Below are 21,001 nucleotides of genomic sequence, written 5' to 3' on the forward strand. Positions count from 1 at the left end.
TTATGTTTCCTGCAGGTGCTGTTTATTTGTTAAGGTAGTTTATTTGCTCTTAACTTTTTTACGTGTATCGTGATGATACAACAATTTGAAAATCTCGCCAGCTACAAATGGTATTGCACTTAAGACAATTACCACAACCCAGTCAACCAGAGTTAAAGCAACTGTATCAAATACTGGATCTAGGAATGGCACGTAAAGGACAACTAATAACAAGAACATAGATAAAAGAACCGAACGGTTCATGACCTTGTTACTAAAGAAGCCGATACTAAAGACAGAGAAGTGTTCTGAACGGCAGCTATAAGCTCTCAATAGCTCAGCACAAATCAAAGTCGTAAAGGCCATCGTGCGGGCACCAGCTGAAGGCATATGGCCTGGCAAGCCTAAAGGACTAAAGAAGTCAGCGACATCCTTAATACCATTACTGATAATGAAATCAGGATAAATGTATCTGCCGTATGTAAAGCCCAAGAAGACACAGATAAAGATAGCTGTAGCTTGTACCACAATTGACCAAGTCATCTCTTTATCAAGGATCTTAGCATTACGGGAACGCGGCGGAGCTAACATAATGTCGCGTTCGCCAAACTCTTGACCTAAAGCCAAAGCTGGGAATGAGTCAGTTACCAAGTTCAACCACAACAACTGAATTGGCTCCAATGGAATCATCTCTGGGCCCAAAATCATGATGCTCAAGAAAATGACCAAAATCTCACCGATGTTGCAGGAAAGGAGGAAGCCAACGAACTTACGAATATTTGCGTAAATGATACGGCCCTCTTCTACTGCATTAACAATCGTAGCAAAATTGTCGTCTGTCAAAATCATGCTAGCGGCACCCTTAGCAACCTCAGTACCAGTGATACCCATAGCCACACCAATATCAGCTTGTTTCAAAGCCGGTGCATCGTTAACACCATCACCAGTCATAGCACAGATAGCATCTTGCTTACGCAAAGCTTCGACAATTTTCACCTTATGTTCAGGTGAAACACGGGCATAAACAGCTGTCTGATTAACTCTTTGACTTAACTCATCATCGCTCATCTGACTAAGCTCTTGACCAGTCAAAACAGCATCATCAGCTTGCATCAAGCCCAAATCATGGGCAATAGCTACGGCTGTATCTTTGTAATCGCCAGTGATCATCTTGACCTTGATACCAGCCTGCTTACAAACAGCAATTGCTGCCTTAGCTTCAGGACGAGCAGGGTCAATCATACCTGTTAAGCCAACGAAAATCATGCCATTTTCAGCTGAAAAATCAGTTTCAGAACTTTCTTTGTAAGCATAAGCCAAGACACGCAAAGCTTGCTTAGCCAAGTTAGAGTTATTAGTTAAAATTTCAGCGCGTCTAGCTTCTGTCAACTCAACAAGACCTGATTTTGTCAATTCAAATTGGCAATGAGACAAAACAATATCTGGTGCGCCCTTTGTCAACGACAAGCATGAACCTGCAATGCCATTATAGAAAACTGACATCATCTTACGGTTGGAATCAAATGGCAAACTAGCTACATATTCATACTTAGCTTGTAAATCTGCTTTGCTATAAGCTAACTTACCACTCAGAGTCAACAAAGCACCCTCTGTTGGATCGCCAATGACTTTATATGTACCATCAGCTTCATCAAGTGCAGCTTCATTACACAATGTGGCTATTTCTAACAAGCGAGCAAAATTCTTGGACTTATTATCAGTTGTTACTACTTCACCACTTGCAGACTTAATTTCACCCACTGGATCATAACCTGTACCACTCACTGTGTACAATTCACTATCTGTATAAACATGGGTAACTGTCATCGCATTCTGAGTCAAAGTACCTGTCTTATCAGAACAAATGACATTGACTGAACCTAATGTTTCAACAGCTAGCAAACGTTTAACAATAGCATTATGCTTAGCCATTCTGTTCATACCCAAAGCAAGAACGATAGTAACAACAGCTGGCAAGCCTTCAGGAATAGCAGCTACAGCCAAGGAAACAGCCGTCATAAACAAGTTAAACGGCTCACCGCCTTGCAACAAGCCAACTAAGAAGGTAATAATCGTGATAACGATGCAAGCCACACCAAGGACTTTACCCAATTGGTTAATGCCAACTTGTAAAGGTGTCATCTGTTCTTCAATATTGGCCAAACGATCTGCAATGAAGCCAATCTCAGTATCTTCGCCGCTAGCGACAACCATAGCCTTAGCTTGACCATAAGTAACAGCAGTTGTTGAGAACAACATGTTCTTGCGATCACCTAATTGTAATTCGCCCTGTGCCTCAAATTCAGCATTCTTTTCAACTGGTACAGACTCACCTGTCAAAGCAGCTTCCTCAACTTTTAAGTTGGAACTTGTAAGCAATCTCAAATCAGCTGGTACAACGTCACCTGCTTCAAGTTGCACAATATCACCTGGCACTAGAAGCTCAGCATTGATCTGCTTTAACTTGCCGTCACGAATAACCTTAGCTTCACTAGTTGTCATTTTCTGTAAAGCTTCGACAGCTTTTTCGGCTCTACCCTCTTGCACAACGCCCAAAATTGCATTGACGATAACAATTGCAATGATGATCAAAGCTTCTAAAGCATCACCTGTGAAACCAGAAATAATAGCTGCAACAATCAGAATGATAACTGTAAAGTCTTCAAATTGAGCCAATATTTTGTGCCAGAATGGCTCTTTCTCAACTTCTTTTAATTTGTTATAGCCAACTTTCTCTAAACGCTGTTTAGCAACAGTTTCAGTTAAGCCTAATTTCTCATCAGTTTCTAAATCGGTGATCAGAGTCTCAACAGAGGCTTGATAAAATTGCCTTTTGTCAAGTTTCTGTTGTTCTGGCTTTTCTTTCGTTTGCTCTATCATAAATCTCCCTTATTGACCTAAAATTGTTTTACCATGCATGTATGGTTGCAATGATTCTGGCACACGAACTTTGCCATCTTTGGTCTGATATTGTTCCAAAATAGCTGGGAAGACACGGCTTGTAGCCAAGCCAGAGCCATTTAATGTATGTACAAATTCAATCTTGCCAGTTTGACTATCACGATAACGCATATTGCCACGACGAGCCTGATAATCTCTAGCATTGGATACTGAAGAAACTTCCTTGTAATCATTCATGGAAGGGATCCAAATCTCAATATCATAAGTCCTAGCCATGGAAGCGCTGCAATCTCCAGCTGCCAACTTACTCAAACGATAATGCAAGCCTAAACCTTCCAACAACCTGCAAGCTTTCTTAACTAACTCTTCGAAAGCTGCGTCTGAACCAGTCTTAGTTGTGTATTGGAACATTTCAATCTTGTTAAATTGATGACCACGAATCATGCCACGCTCTTCAGCACGATAGCTACCAGCTTCACGTCTATAACAAGGTGTGTAAGCAAAGAAACGCTTAGGTAATTCTTTCTCATCCAAAATTTCATCACGATACATATTGACCAAAGCTGTTTCAGCAGTTGGCAACATGAAGCTGTTATGCTCATTCTCGTGATCTAACCAGTAAACATCCTCGACAAATTTAGGGAATTGACCAGCTGTATAACCACTTGCATAGTTCAACATGTGTGGTGGCAAAATCATCTGATAACCATCTTTGAGGTGTTGGTCAACAAAGTAATTCAACAAAGCCCATTCCAACATCGCACCATCGCCTGTATATACCCAGAATCCAGAACCGGCCATCTTGGCACCGCGATTGTAGTCGATCAAGCCTAACTTCTCAGCAATATCAACATGATGCAAAGGCTTAAAATCAAATTGTGGCTTTTCGCCATAGACAGAAAGCACCTTATTGTTCTCTTTGCCGCCTGGCAGCAAGTCATCATCTGGCAAATTCGGTAAAGCTTGTAAAAATATTGCCTGTTTCTCATTAATTGTAGCTAATTCACTATCTAAGTCTTTAATTTGCTCAGCTACTTTTTTCATATCAGCTAAACGTGTGCTGATGTCCTTGCCCTCTTTTTTCAACATAGGAATTTCAGCTGAAACTTTGTTACGTAAAGCCTTCAACTCCTCAGTCTGTTGAATCAAACTTCTTCTCTTCTGATCAAGCTCTATAAACTCGCTAAAATCAACATTGCAACCTTTTTTTGCTAATTTTTCTCGAACTAAATCGCTATTCTTGCGAATCAACTGAATGTCTAACATATCTGCTCCTTTTCACGTCAGAATTACACCTCATTATAACAGAATTGCTTCTAAATTAGTCACCACGCCCCGTGACTTCGCCAACTTTCAACAAGCCTGGGAAGTTCTTTTGGCGCATAAATTCATAAGCTGCAATTGCTGCAGCATTGGACAAATTCAAGCAACGTGCTTCTGGCAACATGGGCATACGCAAACTTCTTTCAGGATGAGCTAAAAGTAGAGATTCTGGCAAGCCATGTGTCTCACGGCCAAACAAAAACAAGGTATGATCGGGATAATTAACTTCTGTATAGCAAATTTTTGCTTTGGAAGAAGTGTAATAAATACCACCATCTGGATAACGCTCCAAAAAATCATGAAACAAATCATCCAAATGATCCCATAACGTCAAATCCAAATCGAACCAATAGTCTAGGCCTGAACGTTTAATTCGCTTGTCATCGATTTTAAAGCCTAACTTACCTACCAAGTGCAATTTCGCACCCAAAGCGACACAAGTTCGCGCAATATTTCCAGTATTGCCTGGAATTTCTGGTTCCAATAAGGCAATTTCTAAACTACATGCCATATCTTTATTCACTTTCATTTAATTTGCATTATCACTTAAATCTTTAGCTAATTTCTGCAGCTTACGCATCCGATAATATAAACCATTGCGTGTAAATTGTTTAGCGGACAAATTAGTCAACTCCTGCAAAGAACATTCAGGATTTTCTAAGCGGAGATCAGCCACAGTTTGTAAGTCAGATGGTAATTTATCCCACAGTTTGGAGGCTTTAACTAACTTAATAGCTTCGACTTGACTGAAAGCAGTGTTAACAGTCTTACTCAAATTATAGTTATCACAATTAACTACACGATTAACCTCGCCACGCACCTGGCGCTCAACTCGCACATTTTCAAAATCAAGCAATTTTTGCTGCGCACCGATAAATAGCAAGAACTCACTGATCTTATCACCCGTTCTCAATACTAATTTATGTTTCGTCCTTGCCTTAGCTTGAACTATCTCAGCTTTAGCTGCACTCGGCCGTCTTGGCCGCTTAGCATTAGGATTGATGAATTTTAAATCGGTCAAAATCTCTTTCAGCAAATCATAAATACAAGGATGCTGACAAATAAATTCCAATTGGTACGTCAAACTAGGATCTGCCAAAGAGGCACTTGCCAAAAATAAGCCTTGCAAAATTGAGCGTTTCTCGTCTAATTCCAAGTTTTTGCTGTAAAACTTAAATTGACCTGTTTCGGTTTGAAAACTGAAATAACTCGTCAAAAAATCAAGAATTCTGCGTCTTTCCTTGCCACGCCGAATCAAAAATGTCACGCTGCTTTTATTAGTCTTAATCTCTGGCTTAATGTTAAATACCTGTTCAAGCAAAAGCGAAAGTACCGTTTGTAAGCCAGATTCTCTAACACAGATACGGATTGAAAAAGTCGTATACACAGCCTGAGCTAAAAGGATAATAAACAATACAAAATGATCCGCATAGCCAATATCATCGCCATGATGCTTAGAGCGACTGCCATAACTAAACTGACTTTGTATACGATTGTACAAATTTTGCTTTTCAAACTCACTGAAAGCTAAGGCTTGTTCAGTTAATCTAGCCTGCATAGCCTGACAAATTTCTTGTTTAGTCGCTTGCGAAAAACTAAAATTGGTAGCTTGCTCTGAATTAGACATGCTCTACCTCACAGTCTGCAAAATCAGCAGCTGTAAAATCACCAAAATAGCGCACTTCCGTCTCAAGTAACACATCATTTTGAGCTTTAATCACAGTTTGTACATGGTGAATTACCTTGCAGACATCCTTCGCTGTACACATACGACTGATATTCACAATAAAGCCTGCATGTATAGTTGAAACTTCTGCTCCGCCAATCCTGTAACCCTTCAAATTAGCGTCACTGATCAGCTTGCCAGCATAAAATGGCACTGGCCGCTTAAAAATCGAACCAGCACTTGGCAAATCCAAAGGTTGCATCGTACAACGCTTTTCTGTCAATTCAGCTATTTTGGCATCTATGTCTGCTTTATCGCCGCGTTTGAGTAAATAGCTAACGCCTAAAATCACAGCACCTTGCATTTCTTTGCGCATAAAATAACTAGAGCGATATGCCAATTCCATGTAACTTGGGCGAATTTCCACTATGTCACCAGTTTTAGCTAAATAGCGTACTCCGACAATACAATCACTCACAGAACCGCCGTAAGCTCCAGCATTCATGTAAGTAGTTCCACCTAAAGTGCCTGGAATACCACAAGCAAACTCTAAACCTGTATAGGACTTAGCAGCTAACTGTCTAACCAGCTCTTTCAAAGTTTGGCCAGCTTGTGCGTGTACTAAGCAATAATTCGCTAAATCTGTCTCAGAAAAATCAGCTTGCGCTTGTCTTTTTTGGCGTAAAGCTTCCTCGATATAAGGATAATCCCATGTATTGTAATCAGCTTGTAGAGCCACACGTGAAAATTTGGGGCCTAAATATAAAACCAAAGCTGAAACACCTGCATCAGCCACTAACAAATTGCAGCCTTGACCAATTATAGCCAATGGTAGCTCTAATTTATGTGCTTGCAAATAGCAAAACAAGTGCACCAATTCAGCTTCTGAAGTAATTTCTAAAAATAATTTGGCCAAACCGCCAACTGCAAAATTGCAATAATCATTCAGGCGTACATTTTTACGAATATTAGGGAATGTAAGCAAAAAGTCTGACCACTCTTTACTTTGCGTAGCTTGCATATACTTTGCTTGTCGTTCTTTTGTCGCCTCTAATGCCGCTATCTCTTGCGCAAATAACTCCATATCATTCTCCTAAAATCACAAACTAAAGCTTAGTTTAAATTAAAACCGTTTTATCTTCTGTGTTACCAAACAAACGTTCAAGCAATGCTTCAGCAGCATTGTAACCCATCTGCTTTTGTCTAAAGTTGATGGCTGCCACTTCGGCAATAATTGCCAAGTTACGACCTGGACGCACTGGAATAGTGATAGATGGCACTTTAATACCCAAAATATCTGTGTATTCCTCTTGTGTGCCCAAACGTTCATAGACTTTATTCTCGTCCCAAAGCTCCAAATTAATCACGAAGTTGATTGAATCTTGCATCTTAACAGATGAAACACCGTACAACTCCTTAACGTCCATGATACCTAAGCCGCGAATCTCAATGAGGTGCCTGATCATCTCGGGGGCCTGGCCAACTAAAGTTGTATCACTGACACGTCTAACTTCAACCAAATCATCTGCAATCAAACGATGTCCACGCTTAACAATTTCCATAGCCGTCTCAGACTTACCAACGCCACTTTCACCTAAAATCAAAATGCCTTCACCATAAATCTCAACCAAAACGCCATGCAAAGTTGTATGTGGTGCCAACTCTAAATTCAAGAATTTGATCAAAGCACTGATAAAATCACTTGTCGCTTGTGAAGTACGCAAAATCGGCACGCTGTAACGCTTAGAAGCCACCAACATCTCCGTGCCAACTTCCAAATCTCTTGAGACAATCAAGGCTGGAATACCTCTTGCAAACAAATTAGACAAACGTACTAAGCGTTCTTTGGGCTCACATTGCTCCAAATAAGCCATCTCCATATTGCCGATTAATTGTAGGCGATTAGCACCAAAATGGTCAAAAAAGCCCGTTAATTGTAAGCCTGGTCTAGTTACATCCGCTACCTGAATCACTACATCATCTAAATCAGTGTAGCTCGTGATAACTTCCAATTTAAATTCATCAATAATCCGTTTTAAGCTGACTGAAACTGCCATACCACTTTCCCAACCTTTGGTTAATTACCTATTTTTGCTTAAACTGCAAATTGTAATATGCCAAAGCTCGTAGCCACTCTTTTTGCCCATCTCTGAGCTTAAGTAGCTCCTCTTGGCTATACCTCTCGGCAATATAACGCTGTAAACGCTTCGCTAACTCTAAATCATTAGCTTCAAGCAAAAACTCAGTTAGATATATGTTACCACTATTCCTAGCTAAAACAGTATCAAATATCTGAACAAATAGTTGTCTAAACTTAACTATAAGCTCTGCATCAGGTTTGGCTTGCAAATTTTGTTGATAGAAAGTCTGCAAAGCTGCCTTTTTGGCTCCAAATAAAGCCTGATCAGCTGCAAAAAGTAAATTAAATTGCACCAACAATTTTGCATCAGTAGCTAAAATATTAGGTTGATTCACCTTATTAAGCTCCGTTAAGAAAGCTTGACCAAGTTCAATTAATATTGGTAAGTAAGCATTTGCAGAATGCTTGGTAAATGAAACAAGCAAACTGCTCATCTCATCACTCATTGCATCAATCTGTGGCAATAAGCGTAAAAGAACTGGCACTTGCTCAATGACAATTTGCCAAACCTGAGCCATGCTAGCTCTATTCACAAATGTGGGCCAGAACTTATCATCAGCCAAATAAGTTGAAGTTATATTATATAAACTTTGCAGCAGACGTAGACAATTGTAATTAGCCTGCGCTTCTAAAGTTATGAGCGGCAGATTGAGCAAATCTAAAGCTTCTATATCGTCATTTTTAACTTGCATAACTAAATCTGTAAGTTCCGCGACATTTGTTTCAGGTTTGAACGTAGCTGAGAGCTGGCTTAAATTGTGCTCTAATTTGATCGGTCTAGCATCACTTATCAAGTCATCAAATTCAGCTACCTTACTCACGTATTCTTCAATTGGCATCTGCCAAGTATTTGCCAGTAAACATTTAAGCAACAAAGGCTGCTTAATAACTAAATAGCTATATTGCCTAGGCCAAAAAGCAAAGTTGGCATACGCTAATAACGCAATCTGCTCCTTCTCATCTAAACGTTTTAAAAGCTCAGCTAGAACATAATTAAAATTGTAATTAGCCAATTTATTGGCTAAAACCTCAGGCGTAACAAAGCTTTCTAACAGTTCCTCTAAACAATTAGCTTCAGCTGTTTGTAAAATTAAGCAAGCCTGATACGCTGGTTTGAACGCTTGAGCATTCACACTAAGTTGCATTTTCTCGCCTCACATTCTCACTTTAGCAAAAAAGCAGCAAAGCCACGAGCACCTAATCGGGCTGTTGCTTTCACATAGGCTTTGGCCAACGTAGCCTCTTTATCAAGCAAATTCAAATTGTCAAATTTTGGATACTGCCGTAAATCAATTTCCGTTTCAGACAGATTAAATATGACAACTAACTTCTCCTCACCTAACTCACGCTTAAAGGCATATAAGTTATCTGTGACTAAAAGTGTTCGATAATTACCATAAATCACAACTTGTTCTTTACGTAAATCAGCTAATTGCTTGATAAAATCACATTCATCAAAATAAACATTCTGCCAAGGCATAGCCCTACGGAAATCAAGCTCTTCATAGCCAGAAACGCCTAACTCGTCGCCATAGAATACACATGGTACGCCTGGACTTGTGAAAATATAAGCCTCAGCCTGCCGCCATTTCCTTAAATCCAAGTCACAATAGGACAAAAAGCGTGGTGCATCGTGACTATCCAACAAATTCAGCTGGCCTAATTGGATACCAGTTGGATAACGCATTAACATTTGACTAATTCTAGCATCAAACTCAGTTGGATTAAATTTGCCCAAGGCAAAGAAATCACGGCAATGATTGCGGAAAGCATAATTCATAACCGAATCAAACATATCTCCCTGCAACCAACGCTCTGAACTCTCCCAAATTTCACCAATTAATACAGCGTCTTGTTTGACTGATCTTGCACGATTTTTGAAAGCTTGCCAGAAAGCCTTATCTACTTCATTGGCCACATCCAAGCGCCAGCCATCAACATCAAATTCTTCTAACCAATAAACACAAACACGCAGGAAATAATCCCTAACTTCAGGATTAGATGTATTTAATTTAGGCATCTTAGGCTCATAGGCAAAGCTTGCATAGCTTGGCTTTTCACCATTTTCAGGTCGTTTGACTGGGAATTTCAAATCATAATACCAATCTTTGTAACGCGAATTTTCGCCATTCTCCACCACATCATTAAAAGCAAAGAAATACCAGCTACTATGGTTAAACACGCCGTCGATGATGATATGCATATCTCTAGCATGCAAAGCTACAACTAGCTCCTTGAACTCTGCATCTGTGCCCAAATTTGGCGAAACATGAAAATAATCAAGTAAATCATAGCGATGATATTCGGCCGCTGTAAAAATCGGATTTAAATACAGGCAATTAAAGCCAAGCGATTTAATATAGTCAATATTTTCGATTATGCCACGTAAGTTGCCGCCCAAACGAGTATGTAAGACCTGACCTGTACGTTCATCAGCTAATTCTGTAGCCTGGACATGCAAATTAGCTTTGGAGCTTGCAAAGCTATCTGGGAAAATGTTATAGACAACAGCATGCTTGAACCACTCAGGCACTGTACTGACTTCCTCACGTCTTAAATATGGGAACTGATAAAGTTCACGCCTGTCAGTAGCTAACTCTTTATAGAAATTGCCATCATAAAAAATTAGCTGCTCATCACCAGAATCCAACAAAAAATAATAGCAAACACGTCTGTGCAATGAAGCAAAAGTAGCTTCAAAATAGCTAAAATAAAGGTCAGAATGAGCTAGCTCCATAGGTACAGCCGTAAACAAAAGCGGCTCACTTGGCTGCATACGATCAGCATAATACAACGTACATTTTTGCAAATTATTTAAAGCAGCACGCAAACGAATCGTTAAACTCGTTTCACTGTTCATAAAAGCATATTCAGATAAGGGCTTATGCAGAATGGCACAACGATTAATCATGTTCAAACCTCACTACTAATCAGGCACAAAATCTATTTACTGCTATTCTACCCCAAAGCTCGCTCATGGCTCAACTGAGAAAGAAAGGCACGAAAAAAAGGGGGAAACAATGTTTCCCCCTTCGAAGGCACCAATCAGATTTGAACTGATGCATAAAGGTTTTGCAGACCTCTGCCTTACCACTTGGCTATGGTGCCAAAAAAGCTCCGAAGTAGAAGCGGGATACGAGACTTGAACTCGCGACTTTCACCTTGGCAAGGTGACACTCTACCACTGAGTTAATCCCGCATCAATCGGAGCTTAATTAGTATAGCACTCATAAACTTTATTGTCAAGATGACCCGTAGCAGAATTGAACTGCTGTCTTCGCCGTGAAAGGGCAATGTCTTAACCTCTTGACCAACGGGCCAATAAATAGCGGTAGTAGGATTCGAACCAACGACACTCCGGGTATGAACCGAATGCTCTAGCCAACTGAGCTATACCGCCGTAACTTCGAATCACTAAAGTCTTAGCGACTGAAGCGCTTTGCTATTATAGCATGAGCATTTTTCTAATGTCAAGTACCTTTTTTAAAAGAGCCGTCACTTTAGTAACGGCTCAATCTTAAGTAGCAAATTACTTCAATTCGACTTCGCCGCCAGCTTCCTTAATCTTGTTAGCGATCTCGTCAGCTTCAGCCTTCTCAACATTCTCCTTCAATGTCTTAGGAGCGCCATCAACCAAGTCCTTAGAATCCTTCAATCCCAAACCTGTGATAGCTTGAACAGCCTTGATAACTTTGATCTTGGAAGCACCAGCTGATTTCAAAATAACTGTGTACTCGCTCTTCTCTTCTTCTTGACCACCAGCAGCACCACCAGCAGCAGGAGCAGCAACTGCAACTGCAGCAGCAGATACGCCGAATTCTTCTTCGATAGCCTTGACTAATTCATTTAATTCCAAGACTGTCATTGCTTTAACATCTTCTAAAATTTGAGTAATTTTCTCGTTTGCCATATTATCCTCCTTATATCATCAATCTCGATAAAACTCTGGCATTAAGCTTCAGGAGCGCTAGCAGTCTCTGGTGCAGCTTCTCCTTGTTTTTCACTAACAGCCTTCAAAGTCATAGCCAATTTTGTAATTGGGCTGACTAAGCTGTAAGCTAACTTAGTACGCAAGGTTGTCATATCAGGAATATTAGCTAATTCCTTGATCTTATCAACAGACAAAACTACACCGGCGTTAGCGCCACCCTTGAGTACTGGTAATTTAAATTTCTCGTTATACTGCTTCAACAAGCGAGCAGGAGCTACAGCATCTTCATTACTAATAGCAAAAGCTGTTGGGCCTTGCAACAAATCGCACAAGCCTTCCAAACCAGCTTCCTTAGCTGCGATCTTAGCTAAACGATTCTTGTAGATATGGTATGAAACCCCATTCTCACGTAAAGCCTTACGCATCTCAGTATCTTGTTCAACAGTCAAGCCACGATAATCAGCCAAAACGATTGTCTCAGCATTGCTGAACAATTCTTTAAGCTCATTAACAACAGCTTGTTTACTTTCAAAAGCCTTAGAACTTGGCATTCAGTCTCCTCCTTTACATAAAAAAATCTCTTACCAAAGCAAGAGAGCGAAGCAAATAATAAACATATAGTGCTCACCTCAGCAGGATATTAAGCGCTAGAGCGCACCGGCTATCTTTGGTACAACTACTGTAGTGTAACATAGCATATAAAAAGAAGCAAGGCCTAAAAGCCTTGCTTCAATAATTAAATCAACAAGTCGTTAAAGGCTTGAAACAACCTTAACGCCAGGACCCATTGTAGATGTGATAACACAACTCTTAACATATTGTCCCTTAGCTGCTGCTGGCTTAGCACGCCAAATAGCGTTCATCAAAGTCCTGAAGTTCTCCTCCAAAGCACTAACCTCAAATGATGTCTTACCAATTGGGCAGTGAATGATGTTAGCCTTGTCCAAACGGAACTCGATCTTACCAGCCTTAGACTCTTTAACAGCTTTAGCTACATCTGGTGTAACTGTGCCAGCCTTTGGGTTTGGCATCAAGCCCTTAGGACCTAAGACACGGCCTAATCGACCGACAACACCCATCATATCAGGGCTTGCAATAACAACATCAAATTCAAACCAGTTCTCTTTTTGAATCTTCTCAGCTAATTCCATACCGCCAGCATAATCAGCACCAGCAGCAATAGCAGCATCCTTGAGCTTCTCATTGCAGAAGACTAAGACGCGTACTTTCTTACCAGTACCATTAGGCAAAACTACGGCACCACGAACTTGTTGATCAGCGTGACGTGAGTCAACACCCAAACGAACATGTAATTCGACTGTCTCATCAAATTTACGCTGAGCAGCTTCACTCATCTCTTTGACAACAGAAACTGCTTCACTTGCAGGGTAAACTTTGAAACGGTCGTACTTTTTAACAGCCTCTAAATATTTCTTACCACGTTTCATGCGCTTACTCCTTATCCGGTTTACCATCAACAACAATACCCATGCTACGAGCTGTACCAGCAATCATGCTTGCACAAGCCTCGACGCTTGCTGCGTTGGTATCAACGATTTTGATCTTAGCTAAGTCTAAGCATTGCTGCCATGTCATTGTAGCAACTTTAGTCTTGTTAGGAACACCAGAACCGCTCTCGATCTTGCATTCTTTACGTAACAGAGAAGCTACTGGTGGTTTCTTCGTTACAAATGTAAATGTACGATCTGCGTATACGGTAATAACAACCGGAATAACCATGCCTGCTTCATTCTTTGTAGCAGCGTTAAAATCCTTAACGAACTGGGCAATATTCAAACCATGTTGACCCAGTGCTGGTCCGACCGGTGGCGCAGCAGTTGCTTTGCCAGCTTCAATCTGCAGCTTAATAAAAGCTGTAACTTTCTTGGCCATAGGCCACCTCCCAAATATTTATAAGCAAGCAATGCTTGCTTAGATTTTCTAATTATACAGCAAGTACTTGTGTAAATTCCAGTTCAACCGGAGTCTCACGACCGAACATAGAAACAACAACAATAACTTTCTTCTTCTCGTGGTTGATCTCTTGTACAGTACCGATAAAGCCTTCCAAAGGACCATGAATGACCTTGATTGGATCGCCAACTTTGTAATCCACAATTGGATCCCAGTCTGTTTCAACGCCAACGATTGCTAATTCTTCAGCTGTCAAAGGAATTGGGTCGCCATCTGGGCCAACAAAGCCTGTAACGCCACGTGTGTTACGAACGATATACCAAAGTTCATCGCTCATTACCATCTTAAGAAGCACATAACCAGGATAGACCTTGCGCTCATAAGTATGGCGCTTGCCGTCTTTAATCTCAACTTGCTCCTCAGTTGGCACTGAAACTTCTTGAATCAAGTTCTCCAAGCCACGATTCTGGATAACTTGTGTCAACGTTGCCTTAACTTTATTCTCATAGCCTGAATAAGTATGTACTACATACCATTTTGCTTCTGGCAAGGCATCTTTCGTCTCTTGATCAACTGGATTAGTTTCAGTATTTTCCGCAGCCTTATCAGTATCTTGTAAAGCAGCATCGGCAGCTAATTCAGAAGTTGCCTGTTTATCTGCATCATTCAAAGCTTGCTCCATGCCTCTCTCCATTACTTAGTTGTAGCTGCTACGCTTGCCGTAGTTGTTTCTGGCTTAACAGTTTCACTAACTTTAACTGTTGACTCTGTTGCTTTATCTTCTTGTTTAGTCTGTGCTACAACAGGCTGTTTCTTAACAGGTTCATTAAAGCCTGTGATGTCTAGTACAAGGCGCATAGCCGTGTCAACGACAAAGATCAAGAGGGCTGAAATAAAGCAGAGAACCAAGACTGTCACAACTGACTGTTGGAATGTCTTCTTAGTTGGCCAAACGACCAGCTTAAGCTCTGTATAAATACCGAGGAAAAATTTCTTTAGTTTATCTACTGCTGAAACCTTGCCCTGTTTTTCTGAATTCTTAGCCATTTTCACTCCTTATAATAACGAAACTACTTAGTTTCCTTATGTACTGTATGCTTTCTACAGAAACGGCAGTATTTTTTCAACTCTAAACGATCTTTTGTATTGGACTTATTCTTCTTAGTTGAATAGTTGCGTTGCTTGCAATCTTCACAAGCTAAAATAATCTTGTCTCTCACTGCTGCTTTAGCCATGGTCTTTCCTCCGAATTTAATCACAAAAAATAAAGCCCTTACAGGCGTTATTCAAATATAGCAGAAATTACAAGACGTGTCAAACAAAAAGCAGATAATTCATCAATTATCTGCCCCTAAAAATAACGGAGAGCAGGGGATTCGAACCCCCGTTACGCTATTGTACACGTAAACACGATTTCCAATCGTGCGCCTTCGACCGCTCGGCCAACTCTCCACGCAACCACAATAAATTAGCATAGCACAGCAAAAAAAGCAAGCGCACCCAGAAGGTGCGCTCACTATTTCACTATTTACTTAGTTTGAAAATTATCCTCGCCAAACAAATTCAAGCGGAACAAGTATGACTCATCATCAACGTTATCGCAGACAATCTTAGCTTCTGCTAATTTGCCGCCTTCAATCAAGCGGACCAAACCGATCATCTGGCTTAATTTGCTCTTCAAATTAAACTTATCGCCTTCATCATTAATCAAATAAACATTACCCTTGCAATTGTCCAATGCTTGCATGAACTTCTGCACATCGATGTCATTCATCAAAAATTCTCTCATATTTTCACCTCGTTAACCATCTAATAATCTGTCCGCCAGATACTCTAATTTTAACAAAGCTAGCGGTACTGTCAACAAAATTGCTGAAAAAAGGCCATTTTTTCAATAATTGGTAATTATTTATACACTAATAGCTTAATTAGCCAGCCACTTTGACTTTAGTTCACTTATCTCCCCTGCATGTAATAGCGCAACCATGCAACAATGATAAGCATAAATAACACAATACCTAGTAACAAATAAACTACATGATAACTATTGCCCGTCAAAAGGACCAACAAACAAAATAGCACTGTCGCTACTAGCATCAACATCATTAATAAGCCGAATGCCGTATGCATTAAAATTGTGCAAAGGCTAGCTAATTCAGCTGATAAACTGCTTTTTTTCTTGCGTCTTGGCATTATACCCTCATTTCCTTATGACTTTACTTCTATAGCTTACCATGCCTATATTCTCTCAGCTTGTTGTTTAATTTCATTAACAAAATCTAATCCACGTTCTGTAAAGTCTTTGTATGTATTATAACTAGCTGCTGCTGGCGAAAGCAAAATGCCTCTATCTGCTTCTGTAATTTCATAGGCTAATTTAACTGCTGCATGCATGTTCTCAACTTTAATAGCTTTCGTCTTTGCCCCTAGATTTTGCAGGCAATCAACAATCTTCCAGCCTGTATCTTTCAAAGCGATTACATTAACTTTTTTATCTTTTAGGAAGTCAATTAAGCTAGAATAATCTAAGCCTCGATCTAAGCCCCCTAAAATGATTGTTTGGCAATTTGGCAAAGCCTGCAATGCTTTTATCGCAGCCAAAGGAATTGTGCTAATTGAATCGTTGTACACTTGATGGGTTCTATAAGTACCTACATATTGTAAGCGATGCTCTAAGCCTATAAAATTCTTTAGGCATTGATTAATTCCTGCCACTTTTGTTTGGCTAAATTTAGCCCAAAGCTTTTTGAGCAAGCTTGTATTCAAGCTTGAATTGTTCGTCCGTTCATAATCGATACAGCTATGAGCAAAGGTAGCTATAACAGCCAAAATGCTATCAAGTTGTATATGCACAACCTCTAATTGCTTAGAAAAAGCTAACTTTAACTTCTCTGTCTTTGCGTTTGCTTGGTCTAATTGACCTAACAGTGTAAGTTCTTTATTAGTAAGATCATAGTAAAAGGCAAAGGCTGTAGCTGGTACTTTCATATCTTCATATAATTTTTGCAAATTTTGAAGATCAGTTAAATTACGGCATAAGAAAAATACACGTTGCTCTTTCTTAAGCTCAGCTAAAGCCAACTCTAGCAATATCGGCTCATAAGCTGGCAAAACCACAATCTGTCCTGGCTTAGCAAATTTGAGCAAGTTTAATTTTGCTTGGTAATATTCAGCCAAGCTATGGTAATGATCCAAATGTTCAGGATAAAAGTTCGTCAAAAGTGCAACTGAACTTGCATGGCAGGTAAATTCGAGTTGATGACAAGATAGTTCCAAGGCAGCTACTTTAGACTCTAAGCTAAAAATCTGTTCAAAGGCCGCGATGCCGATATTGCCTAGGAGCACTGAATCAAAGCCTGTAATTGCTAACAACTCTTTGATTAAAGTTGTCGTAGTTGATTTGCCTTTAGTTCCACTTACAGTCACTGTCTGCTCGCCATAAAGTTGCAAGAATAAGTCAACTTGGCAGCTTATTTCTGTTTTAGGGGCAGCTTTTAAGCTTGCTAATTCACGTGTATGTTCTGGCGCAGGCAAATATTCTAAACCCTTAAACGAAATACCAGGGCTCTTCAAAACCAAATCAAATTGTGCCATAGACTTTAAGTAGTCAGGACCACTAAAATCTTGCACACTTAAATTATAAGTTTGATTAGCTTTTAAAACGCAATTACGACACACTTCAACATTTTGATCTGCCACACCTAAGCTGTCTACGCCTAAAGCTGCATAATTTTCCAAAATAAACTTTAAGCTAGCTTTTCCCTCACGGCCCAAGCCCAAAACTAACACTTTTTTACCAGAAAAACGTGTCTTTAGTTTGCTTAAAACTTCTTCCTTGTTCATATTAGTCCCCCATAATTTCAGCATAATTTGTCTGTAAAATTTGCTTAAACTCAGCTGGAATCAACTTCGCTTCCTGCCACTCTAATGGATCTTCTCCAAGATAAATGTAAGAACCTGCTTGATATTTAATAAATGGACAACGTCCTTGCATAACCCAGTTCTTTGCCTCTTTGAGCAAGCAATCTTCCTCTGCTTTAGCTTGATTTAATAAAATTGCCATAACATAGCTAACTTCATTCACCGTGCCTACGCATTCAAACGGCTTGACCTCAGTTACACCTAATAAGCCAGCCAAATCTGGAAGCAATGCTTTATTTTTGAGCAGATTTGCATTAAATATCGCTTCTAAGCGCTCTTTAGTTATATAAGGGCTTAAAATCAAATACACAAACAAGCATTTTGCACACTCTCCACACCACATATTCTCTCCCTGCCTAGAACCTAAATTGCAGGAACGGAAAAATGTGTAATAAGCTGGAAACTTAGCAAATATTCTTGCAATAGCTAATTCATTGAAGACTCTTAAAAAGCTAAAATAATACGCACAATTGCCAAGATAAGTCTGGGCATAAGTTTGGAAACTAGCTTCAAATTGACTTGTCTTAGAATACTGATGATTAATCTCGCTACCCTTGACTGTTGCGGCATTGCTTGATGCTTCATTGGACAGGGCTATATAAGGTATATCAGTTAAATACGCAACTAAATAGCTATAAAAAGCAACTATGCCTGAAAATGGTGTATGCCCATTCAAAAAGCCTAATTTGTTCAAGTCAACTATTCTTCTATCCAAATTACGCTTAATAAAGAAGCAATCGGCTTTTTTAACATCGGCCAATTTCAGTGAATCTAAGCAAGCTTGACTTGGATTAATCGCAAAGCCATAACGCTTGTATGGGGCTTTTCTTAAAAGCTCTAAGCTGACAACTGAGTCTTTGCCACCGCCAACTGGAATTAAAACAGCTTGTTGCTCTTTCCTAGACTCTATCGGCAAAATACTTGCCTTAGATAAGCTATCTACAATCTGCCAGCTAACATCAATTTTTTCCTTAAAACTAGTTTTGGCCATGAGCTCATTCAAAGCTTGTACAGTTTCACCTGTAAAACTGGAGATTGTTGCAGTTAGCTTATTTTCTTTTCCTAAAAAAGTCAAAAGTTCAGCCTTGTGACAATTTATTTGGTTACGATATAGCATTTCACCTAAGCCGTTATAAAACCAATCTAGCCATACAGCCTTTGCTTCTGCCTTTAAGCTAGTAATGTCCATTTTGTAGTATTTTGGGCAAAAGCATTTCCAATAAGACAAGCTCTCCATACAGCCTATTTGAAATAATAATGCTTCTAATTTCTGCCTATCAGCTAGTTTGTCTCTAAGTGCCTTAGATGCAGGTAAACGCAAGCTAAAAGATGGTGCAAATTTAAATAAAGGCGCTATCTCAAAATCATAAACTACCTTTAGTTCAATTTCTGTCTCTAGCTCTTCCACCTTATAAGCAAAACGAGCATAACGAAAGATAAGTCCAGATTCTCTAAAAGCACTAAATTTAGCTTGAGCTGAACTTGCTAAAATGGCATCTAAATTAAAAGTTCTTAACTCAGCTTGTTCACTTGGCATTGTCATGACGTTTATCCTTTGTAATTCATTAAGTTATCATTATAGAATAAATCTAATATTGGTTAAAGTTCCCACTCAGCCATAGAAATTGCTCTTTGTATTAAATTTAGGGTAAAAAAAAGAGCTCCATGTTATGGAGCTCTTAATGGGGAAGGACGGATTCGAACCATCGAAGTCGTAGACAACAGATTTACAGTCTGCCCCCTTTGGCCACTCGGGAACTTCCCCACATATATAATTGTCTTGAATGGGCCCTCAGGGACTCGAACCCAGGACCGACCGGTTATGAGCCGGCTGCTCTAACCGACTGAGCTAAAGGCCCGCTGATTGCGACATCGAGAATAATAACAAATTGCTAGTCTAATGTCAAGGCTTTTAAGCTAGCTATGTAAATTAATTGTGAACGCAAGAAATTAGTCTACTCTGTTCGGCCATCAACCTGTTAAAAGCTTAATTGTGTCGAAGTAATAAAAAGGCCTACACGTTCTGTGTAGGCCTGAATCTATGCTAAATTATTAATTTACACTAACAATTACTCAGCATCCTTAGCTGCCATGTAACGGAGTAAATCAACGACACGATTTGAATAACCCCACTCATTGTCGTACCAGCTAACGACTTTGAAGAAGCGCTTCTCACCTGGCAAGTTGTTTTGCAATGTAGCCTTGCTGTCATAGATTGAAGAACGCTCATCATGAATAATATCTGTGGATACCAAATCATCCTTGGAGTAACCCAAGATACCCTTCATGTATGTCTCAGAAGCTCTCTTGAAAGCCGCATCGATTTCTTCAATGCTTGTCTCTTTCTCTGTACGGAATGTCAAGTCAACAACTGAACCTGTTGGAGTTGGCACACGGAAGCTCATACCTGTCAATTTGCCCTTTGTTGCTGGCAATACCTGACCGACAGCCTTAGCAGCACCAGTTGAACTTGGGATTGTGTTGACAGCAGCAGCACGACCACCGCGCCAGTCCTTCTTGGAAGGACCATCAACAGTCTTCTGTGTAGCTGTATAGGAGTGAATTGTGCTCATCAAACCAGTTTCGATACCGAAACCTTCCTTCAACAAGACGTGTACAACAGGAGCTAAGCAGTTTGTTGTGCAGGAAGCATTGGAAACAATGTTATCTTCCTTTGTGTATTCATTCTCGTTAACACCCATAACAATAGTCTTAACGCCGCCCTTACCTGGAGCTGAAATGATAACTTTCTTACAACCTGCTTTTAAGTGACCCTCAGCAGCTTCTTTCTTTGTGAACAAGCCTGTGGACTCGATAACATAATCAACCTTCAATTCGCCCCATGGCAAATCAGCTGGATCACGTTGAGCCATAATGCACTTTGTTTCGTGACCATCTACTACAAGAATATCATCGTGCTCTAAGTCAGCTGAAGACTTCTTGCTGGAGATTTCATGCTCAAATCTGCCTTGTGTTGAATCATACTTAATCTGATATGCAAAATATTCAGCATCTGTAGCCATATCTGTAACAGCAACGACTTCGATTTCTTTGCCTAACAAGCCCTTATCAGCGATTGCACGAAATACCAAACGTCCAATACGTCCGAAACCATTAATACCTACTCTTATTGCCATAACTACCTCCTGATAATAAGATCTTCACTACTATTATAACCATTGACTCAAAGTCTTGAGTAACTATCGTCAATTTTATATCAAATGCT

At 39.9% G+C, this 21,001-nt stretch carries 20 protein-coding genes, 7 tRNA genes and 1 other annotated feature; all 27 genes read right to left on the reverse strand.

All coding sequences use genetic code 11. The features are described 5' to 3' along the window. Nucleotides 1-39 precede the first annotated feature (39 nt). On the reverse strand, nucleotides 40-2,859 hold the full coding sequence (locus PYS62_RS05175; protein WP_066712567.1) for a cation-translocating P-type ATPase: 2,820 nt from the start codon (nucleotides 2,857-2,859) through the stop codon (nucleotides 40-42). Nucleotides 2,860-2,868: 9 nt separating this feature from the next. After that, the gene (gene serS, locus PYS62_RS05180; protein ID WP_066712570.1) at nucleotides 2,869-4,146 is read right to left on the reverse strand and encodes a serine--tRNA ligase; all 1,278 of its coding nucleotides are present in this window, start codon (nucleotides 4,144-4,146) and stop codon (nucleotides 2,869-2,871) included. Nucleotides 4,147-4,201: 55 nt separating this feature from the next. Continuing rightward, on the reverse strand, nucleotides 4,202-4,732 hold the full coding sequence (locus tag PYS62_RS05185; RefSeq protein WP_315573909.1) for a tRNA (cytidine(34)-2'-O)-methyltransferase: 531 nt from the start codon (nucleotides 4,730-4,732) through the stop codon (nucleotides 4,202-4,204). Continuing rightward, complete coding sequence (whiA, locus tag PYS62_RS05190; protein WP_066712572.1) at nucleotides 4,733-5,830, reverse strand: DNA-binding protein WhiA; 1,098 nt, start codon at nucleotides 5,828-5,830, stop codon at nucleotides 4,733-4,735. Then, nucleotides 5,823-6,953, reverse strand: a complete 1,131-nt coding sequence (gene murB / locus PYS62_RS05195) for a UDP-N-acetylmuramate dehydrogenase (protein WP_066712575.1) — start codon at nucleotides 6,951-6,953, stop codon at nucleotides 5,823-5,825. Before murB ends, whiA begins: the two co-directional genes overlap by 8 nt. 34 nt (nucleotides 6,954-6,987) lie before the next feature. Next, complete coding sequence (gene hprK / locus PYS62_RS05200; RefSeq protein ID WP_066712579.1) at nucleotides 6,988-7,926, reverse strand: HPr(Ser) kinase/phosphatase; 939 nt, start codon at nucleotides 7,924-7,926, stop codon at nucleotides 6,988-6,990. A gap of 28 nt (nucleotides 7,927-7,954) precedes the next feature. Then, complete coding sequence (locus PYS62_RS05205; RefSeq protein ID WP_066712581.1) at nucleotides 7,955-9,154, reverse strand: hypothetical protein; 1,200 nt, start codon at nucleotides 9,152-9,154, stop codon at nucleotides 7,955-7,957. 17 nt (nucleotides 9,155-9,171) lie between these two features. Next, complete coding sequence (locus tag PYS62_RS05210; RefSeq protein WP_066712583.1) at nucleotides 9,172-10,920, reverse strand: glycoside hydrolase family 13 protein; 1,749 nt, start codon at nucleotides 10,918-10,920, stop codon at nucleotides 9,172-9,174. 125 nt (nucleotides 10,921-11,045) lie between these two features. Further along, a tRNA-Cys gene (locus tag PYS62_RS05215) sits at nucleotides 11,046-11,117 on the reverse strand. A 19-nt stretch (nucleotides 11,118-11,136) separates the two neighbouring features. Then, nucleotides 11,137-11,208, reverse strand: a tRNA-Gly gene (locus PYS62_RS05220). A gap of 49 nt (nucleotides 11,209-11,257) precedes the next feature. Then, nucleotides 11,258-11,329, reverse strand: a tRNA-Glu gene (locus PYS62_RS05225). Nucleotides 11,330-11,335: 6 nt separating this feature from the next. Next, nucleotides 11,336-11,409, reverse strand: a tRNA-Met gene (locus tag PYS62_RS05230). Nucleotides 11,410-11,538: 129 nt separating this feature from the next. Then, nucleotides 11,539-11,919 (reverse strand): 50S ribosomal protein L7/L12, encoded by a 381-nt coding sequence (gene rplL / locus PYS62_RS05235; protein ID WP_066712591.1) that lies wholly within the window; start codon nucleotides 11,917-11,919, stop codon nucleotides 11,539-11,541. Between the two features lie 41 nt (nucleotides 11,920-11,960). Beyond that, entirely contained in the window at nucleotides 11,961-12,491 is a 531-nt protein-coding gene (rplJ, locus tag PYS62_RS05240; RefSeq protein ID WP_066712594.1) for a 50S ribosomal protein L10, read from the reverse strand. 11 nt (nucleotides 12,492-12,502) lie between these two features. Then, nucleotides 12,503-12,629, reverse strand: a sequence feature (ribosomal protein L10 leader region). Nucleotides 12,630-12,692: 63 nt separating this feature from the next. Next, nucleotides 12,693-13,388 (reverse strand): 50S ribosomal protein L1, encoded by a 696-nt coding sequence (gene rplA / locus PYS62_RS05245; RefSeq protein WP_066712597.1) that lies wholly within the window; start codon nucleotides 13,386-13,388, stop codon nucleotides 12,693-12,695. A 4-nt stretch (nucleotides 13,389-13,392) separates the two neighbouring features. Then, nucleotides 13,393-13,833 carry a 50S ribosomal protein L11 gene (gene rplK, locus PYS62_RS05250; RefSeq protein ID WP_066712599.1) on the reverse strand — a complete coding sequence of 147 codons (441 nt, stop codon included), beginning with the start codon at nucleotides 13,831-13,833 and terminating at the stop codon, nucleotides 13,393-13,395. Between the two features lie 52 nt (nucleotides 13,834-13,885). Further along, nucleotides 13,886-14,536, reverse strand: coding sequence for a transcription termination/antitermination protein NusG (gene nusG / locus PYS62_RS05255; RefSeq protein ID WP_082714252.1), 651 nt, complete (start codon nucleotides 14,534-14,536; stop codon nucleotides 13,886-13,888). 11 nt (nucleotides 14,537-14,547) lie between these two features. Beyond that, nucleotides 14,548-14,901 carry a preprotein translocase subunit SecE gene (gene secE, locus PYS62_RS05260; RefSeq protein ID WP_066712601.1) on the reverse strand — a complete coding sequence of 118 codons (354 nt, stop codon included), beginning with the start codon at nucleotides 14,899-14,901 and terminating at the stop codon, nucleotides 14,548-14,550. A 23-nt stretch (nucleotides 14,902-14,924) separates the two neighbouring features. Next, nucleotides 14,925-15,089 (reverse strand): 50S ribosomal protein L33, encoded by a 165-nt coding sequence (gene rpmG, locus PYS62_RS05265; RefSeq protein WP_315573896.1) that lies wholly within the window; start codon nucleotides 15,087-15,089, stop codon nucleotides 14,925-14,927. Between the two features lie 126 nt (nucleotides 15,090-15,215). Beyond that, nucleotides 15,216-15,306: transfer RNA gene (locus tag PYS62_RS05270), tRNA-Ser, on the reverse strand. 76 nt (nucleotides 15,307-15,382) lie between these two features. Continuing rightward, nucleotides 15,383-15,643, reverse strand: coding sequence for a hypothetical protein (locus PYS62_RS05275; protein ID WP_066712603.1), 261 nt, complete (start codon nucleotides 15,641-15,643; stop codon nucleotides 15,383-15,385). 167 nt (nucleotides 15,644-15,810) lie between these two features. Beyond that, entirely contained in the window at nucleotides 15,811-16,047 is a 237-nt protein-coding gene (locus tag PYS62_RS05280; RefSeq protein WP_066712606.1) for a hypothetical protein, read from the reverse strand. Nucleotides 16,048-16,092: 45 nt separating this feature from the next. Then, nucleotides 16,093-17,697, reverse strand: a complete 1,605-nt coding sequence (gene murD / locus PYS62_RS05285) for a UDP-N-acetylmuramoyl-L-alanine--D-glutamate ligase (RefSeq protein ID WP_066712608.1) — start codon at nucleotides 17,695-17,697, stop codon at nucleotides 16,093-16,095. 1 nt (nucleotide 17,698) lies between these two features. Continuing rightward, nucleotides 17,699-19,318: a hypothetical protein gene (locus PYS62_RS05290; RefSeq protein WP_066712610.1), complete on the reverse strand. Its 1,620-nt coding sequence runs from the start codon at nucleotides 19,316-19,318 to the stop codon at nucleotides 17,699-17,701. 140 nt (nucleotides 19,319-19,458) lie between these two features. Then, a tRNA-Tyr gene (locus tag PYS62_RS05295) sits at nucleotides 19,459-19,540 on the reverse strand. Between the two features lie 20 nt (nucleotides 19,541-19,560). Continuing rightward, a tRNA-Ile gene (locus PYS62_RS05300) sits at nucleotides 19,561-19,634 on the reverse strand. Between the two features lie 210 nt (nucleotides 19,635-19,844). After that, nucleotides 19,845-20,912, reverse strand: a complete 1,068-nt coding sequence (gene gap, locus PYS62_RS05305) for a type I glyceraldehyde-3-phosphate dehydrogenase (RefSeq protein WP_066712613.1) — start codon at nucleotides 20,910-20,912, stop codon at nucleotides 19,845-19,847. Nucleotides 20,913-21,001: the final 89 nt, after the last annotated feature.

This window comes from Amygdalobacter nucleatus (assembly GCF_029167365.1).
Lineage (GTDB): Bacteria > Bacillota > Clostridia > Saccharofermentanales > Fastidiosipilaceae > Amygdalobacter > Amygdalobacter nucleatus.

Bases quoted from the DNA above. Each gene is read 5' to 3' on its own strand.
- PYS62_RS05175 (WP_066712567.1), bottom strand. From the start codon at position 2,859: ATGATAGAGCAAACGAAAGAAAAGCCAGAACAACAGAAACTTGACAAA.
- serS (WP_066712570.1), bottom strand. From the start codon at position 4,146: ATGTTAGACATTCAGTTGATTCGCAAGAATAGCGATTTAGTTCGAGAA.
- PYS62_RS05185 (WP_315573909.1), bottom strand. From the start codon at position 4,732: ATGAAAGTGAATAAAGATATGGCATGTAGTTTAGAAATTGCCTTATTG.
- whiA (WP_066712572.1), bottom strand. From the start codon at position 5,830: ATGTCTAATTCAGAGCAAGCTACCAATTTTAGTTTTTCGCAAGCGACT.
- murB (WP_066712575.1), bottom strand. From the start codon at position 6,953: ATGGAGTTATTTGCGCAAGAGATAGCGGCATTAGAGGCGACAAAAGAA.
- hprK (WP_066712579.1), bottom strand. From the start codon at position 7,926: ATGGCAGTTTCAGTCAGCTTAAAACGGATTATTGATGAATTTAAATTG.
- PYS62_RS05205 (WP_066712581.1), bottom strand. From the start codon at position 9,154: ATGCAACTTAGTGTGAATGCTCAAGCGTTCAAACCAGCGTATCAGGCT.
- PYS62_RS05210 (WP_066712583.1), bottom strand. From the start codon at position 10,920: ATGATTAATCGTTGTGCCATTCTGCATAAGCCCTTATCTGAATATGCT.
- rplL (WP_066712591.1), bottom strand. From the start codon at position 11,919: ATGGCAAACGAGAAAATTACTCAAATTTTAGAAGATGTTAAAGCAATG.
- rplJ (WP_066712594.1), bottom strand. From the start codon at position 12,491: ATGCCAAGTTCTAAGGCTTTTGAAAGTAAACAAGCTGTTGTTAATGAG.
- rplA (WP_066712597.1), bottom strand. From the start codon at position 13,388: ATGAAACGTGGTAAGAAATATTTAGAGGCTGTTAAAAAGTACGACCGT.
- rplK (WP_066712599.1), bottom strand. From the start codon at position 13,833: ATGGCCAAGAAAGTTACAGCTTTTATTAAGCTGCAGATTGAAGCTGGC.
- nusG (WP_082714252.1), bottom strand. From the start codon at position 14,536: ATGGAGCAAGCTTTGAATGATGCAGATAAACAGGCAACTTCTGAATTA.
- secE (WP_066712601.1), bottom strand. From the start codon at position 14,901: ATGGCTAAGAATTCAGAAAAACAGGGCAAGGTTTCAGCAGTAGATAAA.
- rpmG (WP_315573896.1), bottom strand. From the start codon at position 15,089: ATGGCTAAAGCAGCAGTGAGAGACAAGATTATTTTAGCTTGTGAAGAT.
- PYS62_RS05275 (WP_066712603.1), bottom strand. From the start codon at position 15,643: ATGAGAGAATTTTTGATGAATGACATCGATGTGCAGAAGTTCATGCAA.
- PYS62_RS05280 (WP_066712606.1), bottom strand. From the start codon at position 16,047: ATGCCAAGACGCAAGAAAAAAAGCAGTTTATCAGCTGAATTAGCTAGC.
- murD (WP_066712608.1), bottom strand. From the start codon at position 17,697: ATGAACAAGGAAGAAGTTTTAAGCAAACTAAAGACACGTTTTTCTGGT.
- PYS62_RS05290 (WP_066712610.1), bottom strand. From the start codon at position 19,318: ATGACAATGCCAAGTGAACAAGCTGAGTTAAGAACTTTTAATTTAGAT.
- gap (WP_066712613.1), bottom strand. From the start codon at position 20,912: ATGGCAATAAGAGTAGGTATTAATGGTTTCGGACGTATTGGACGTTTG.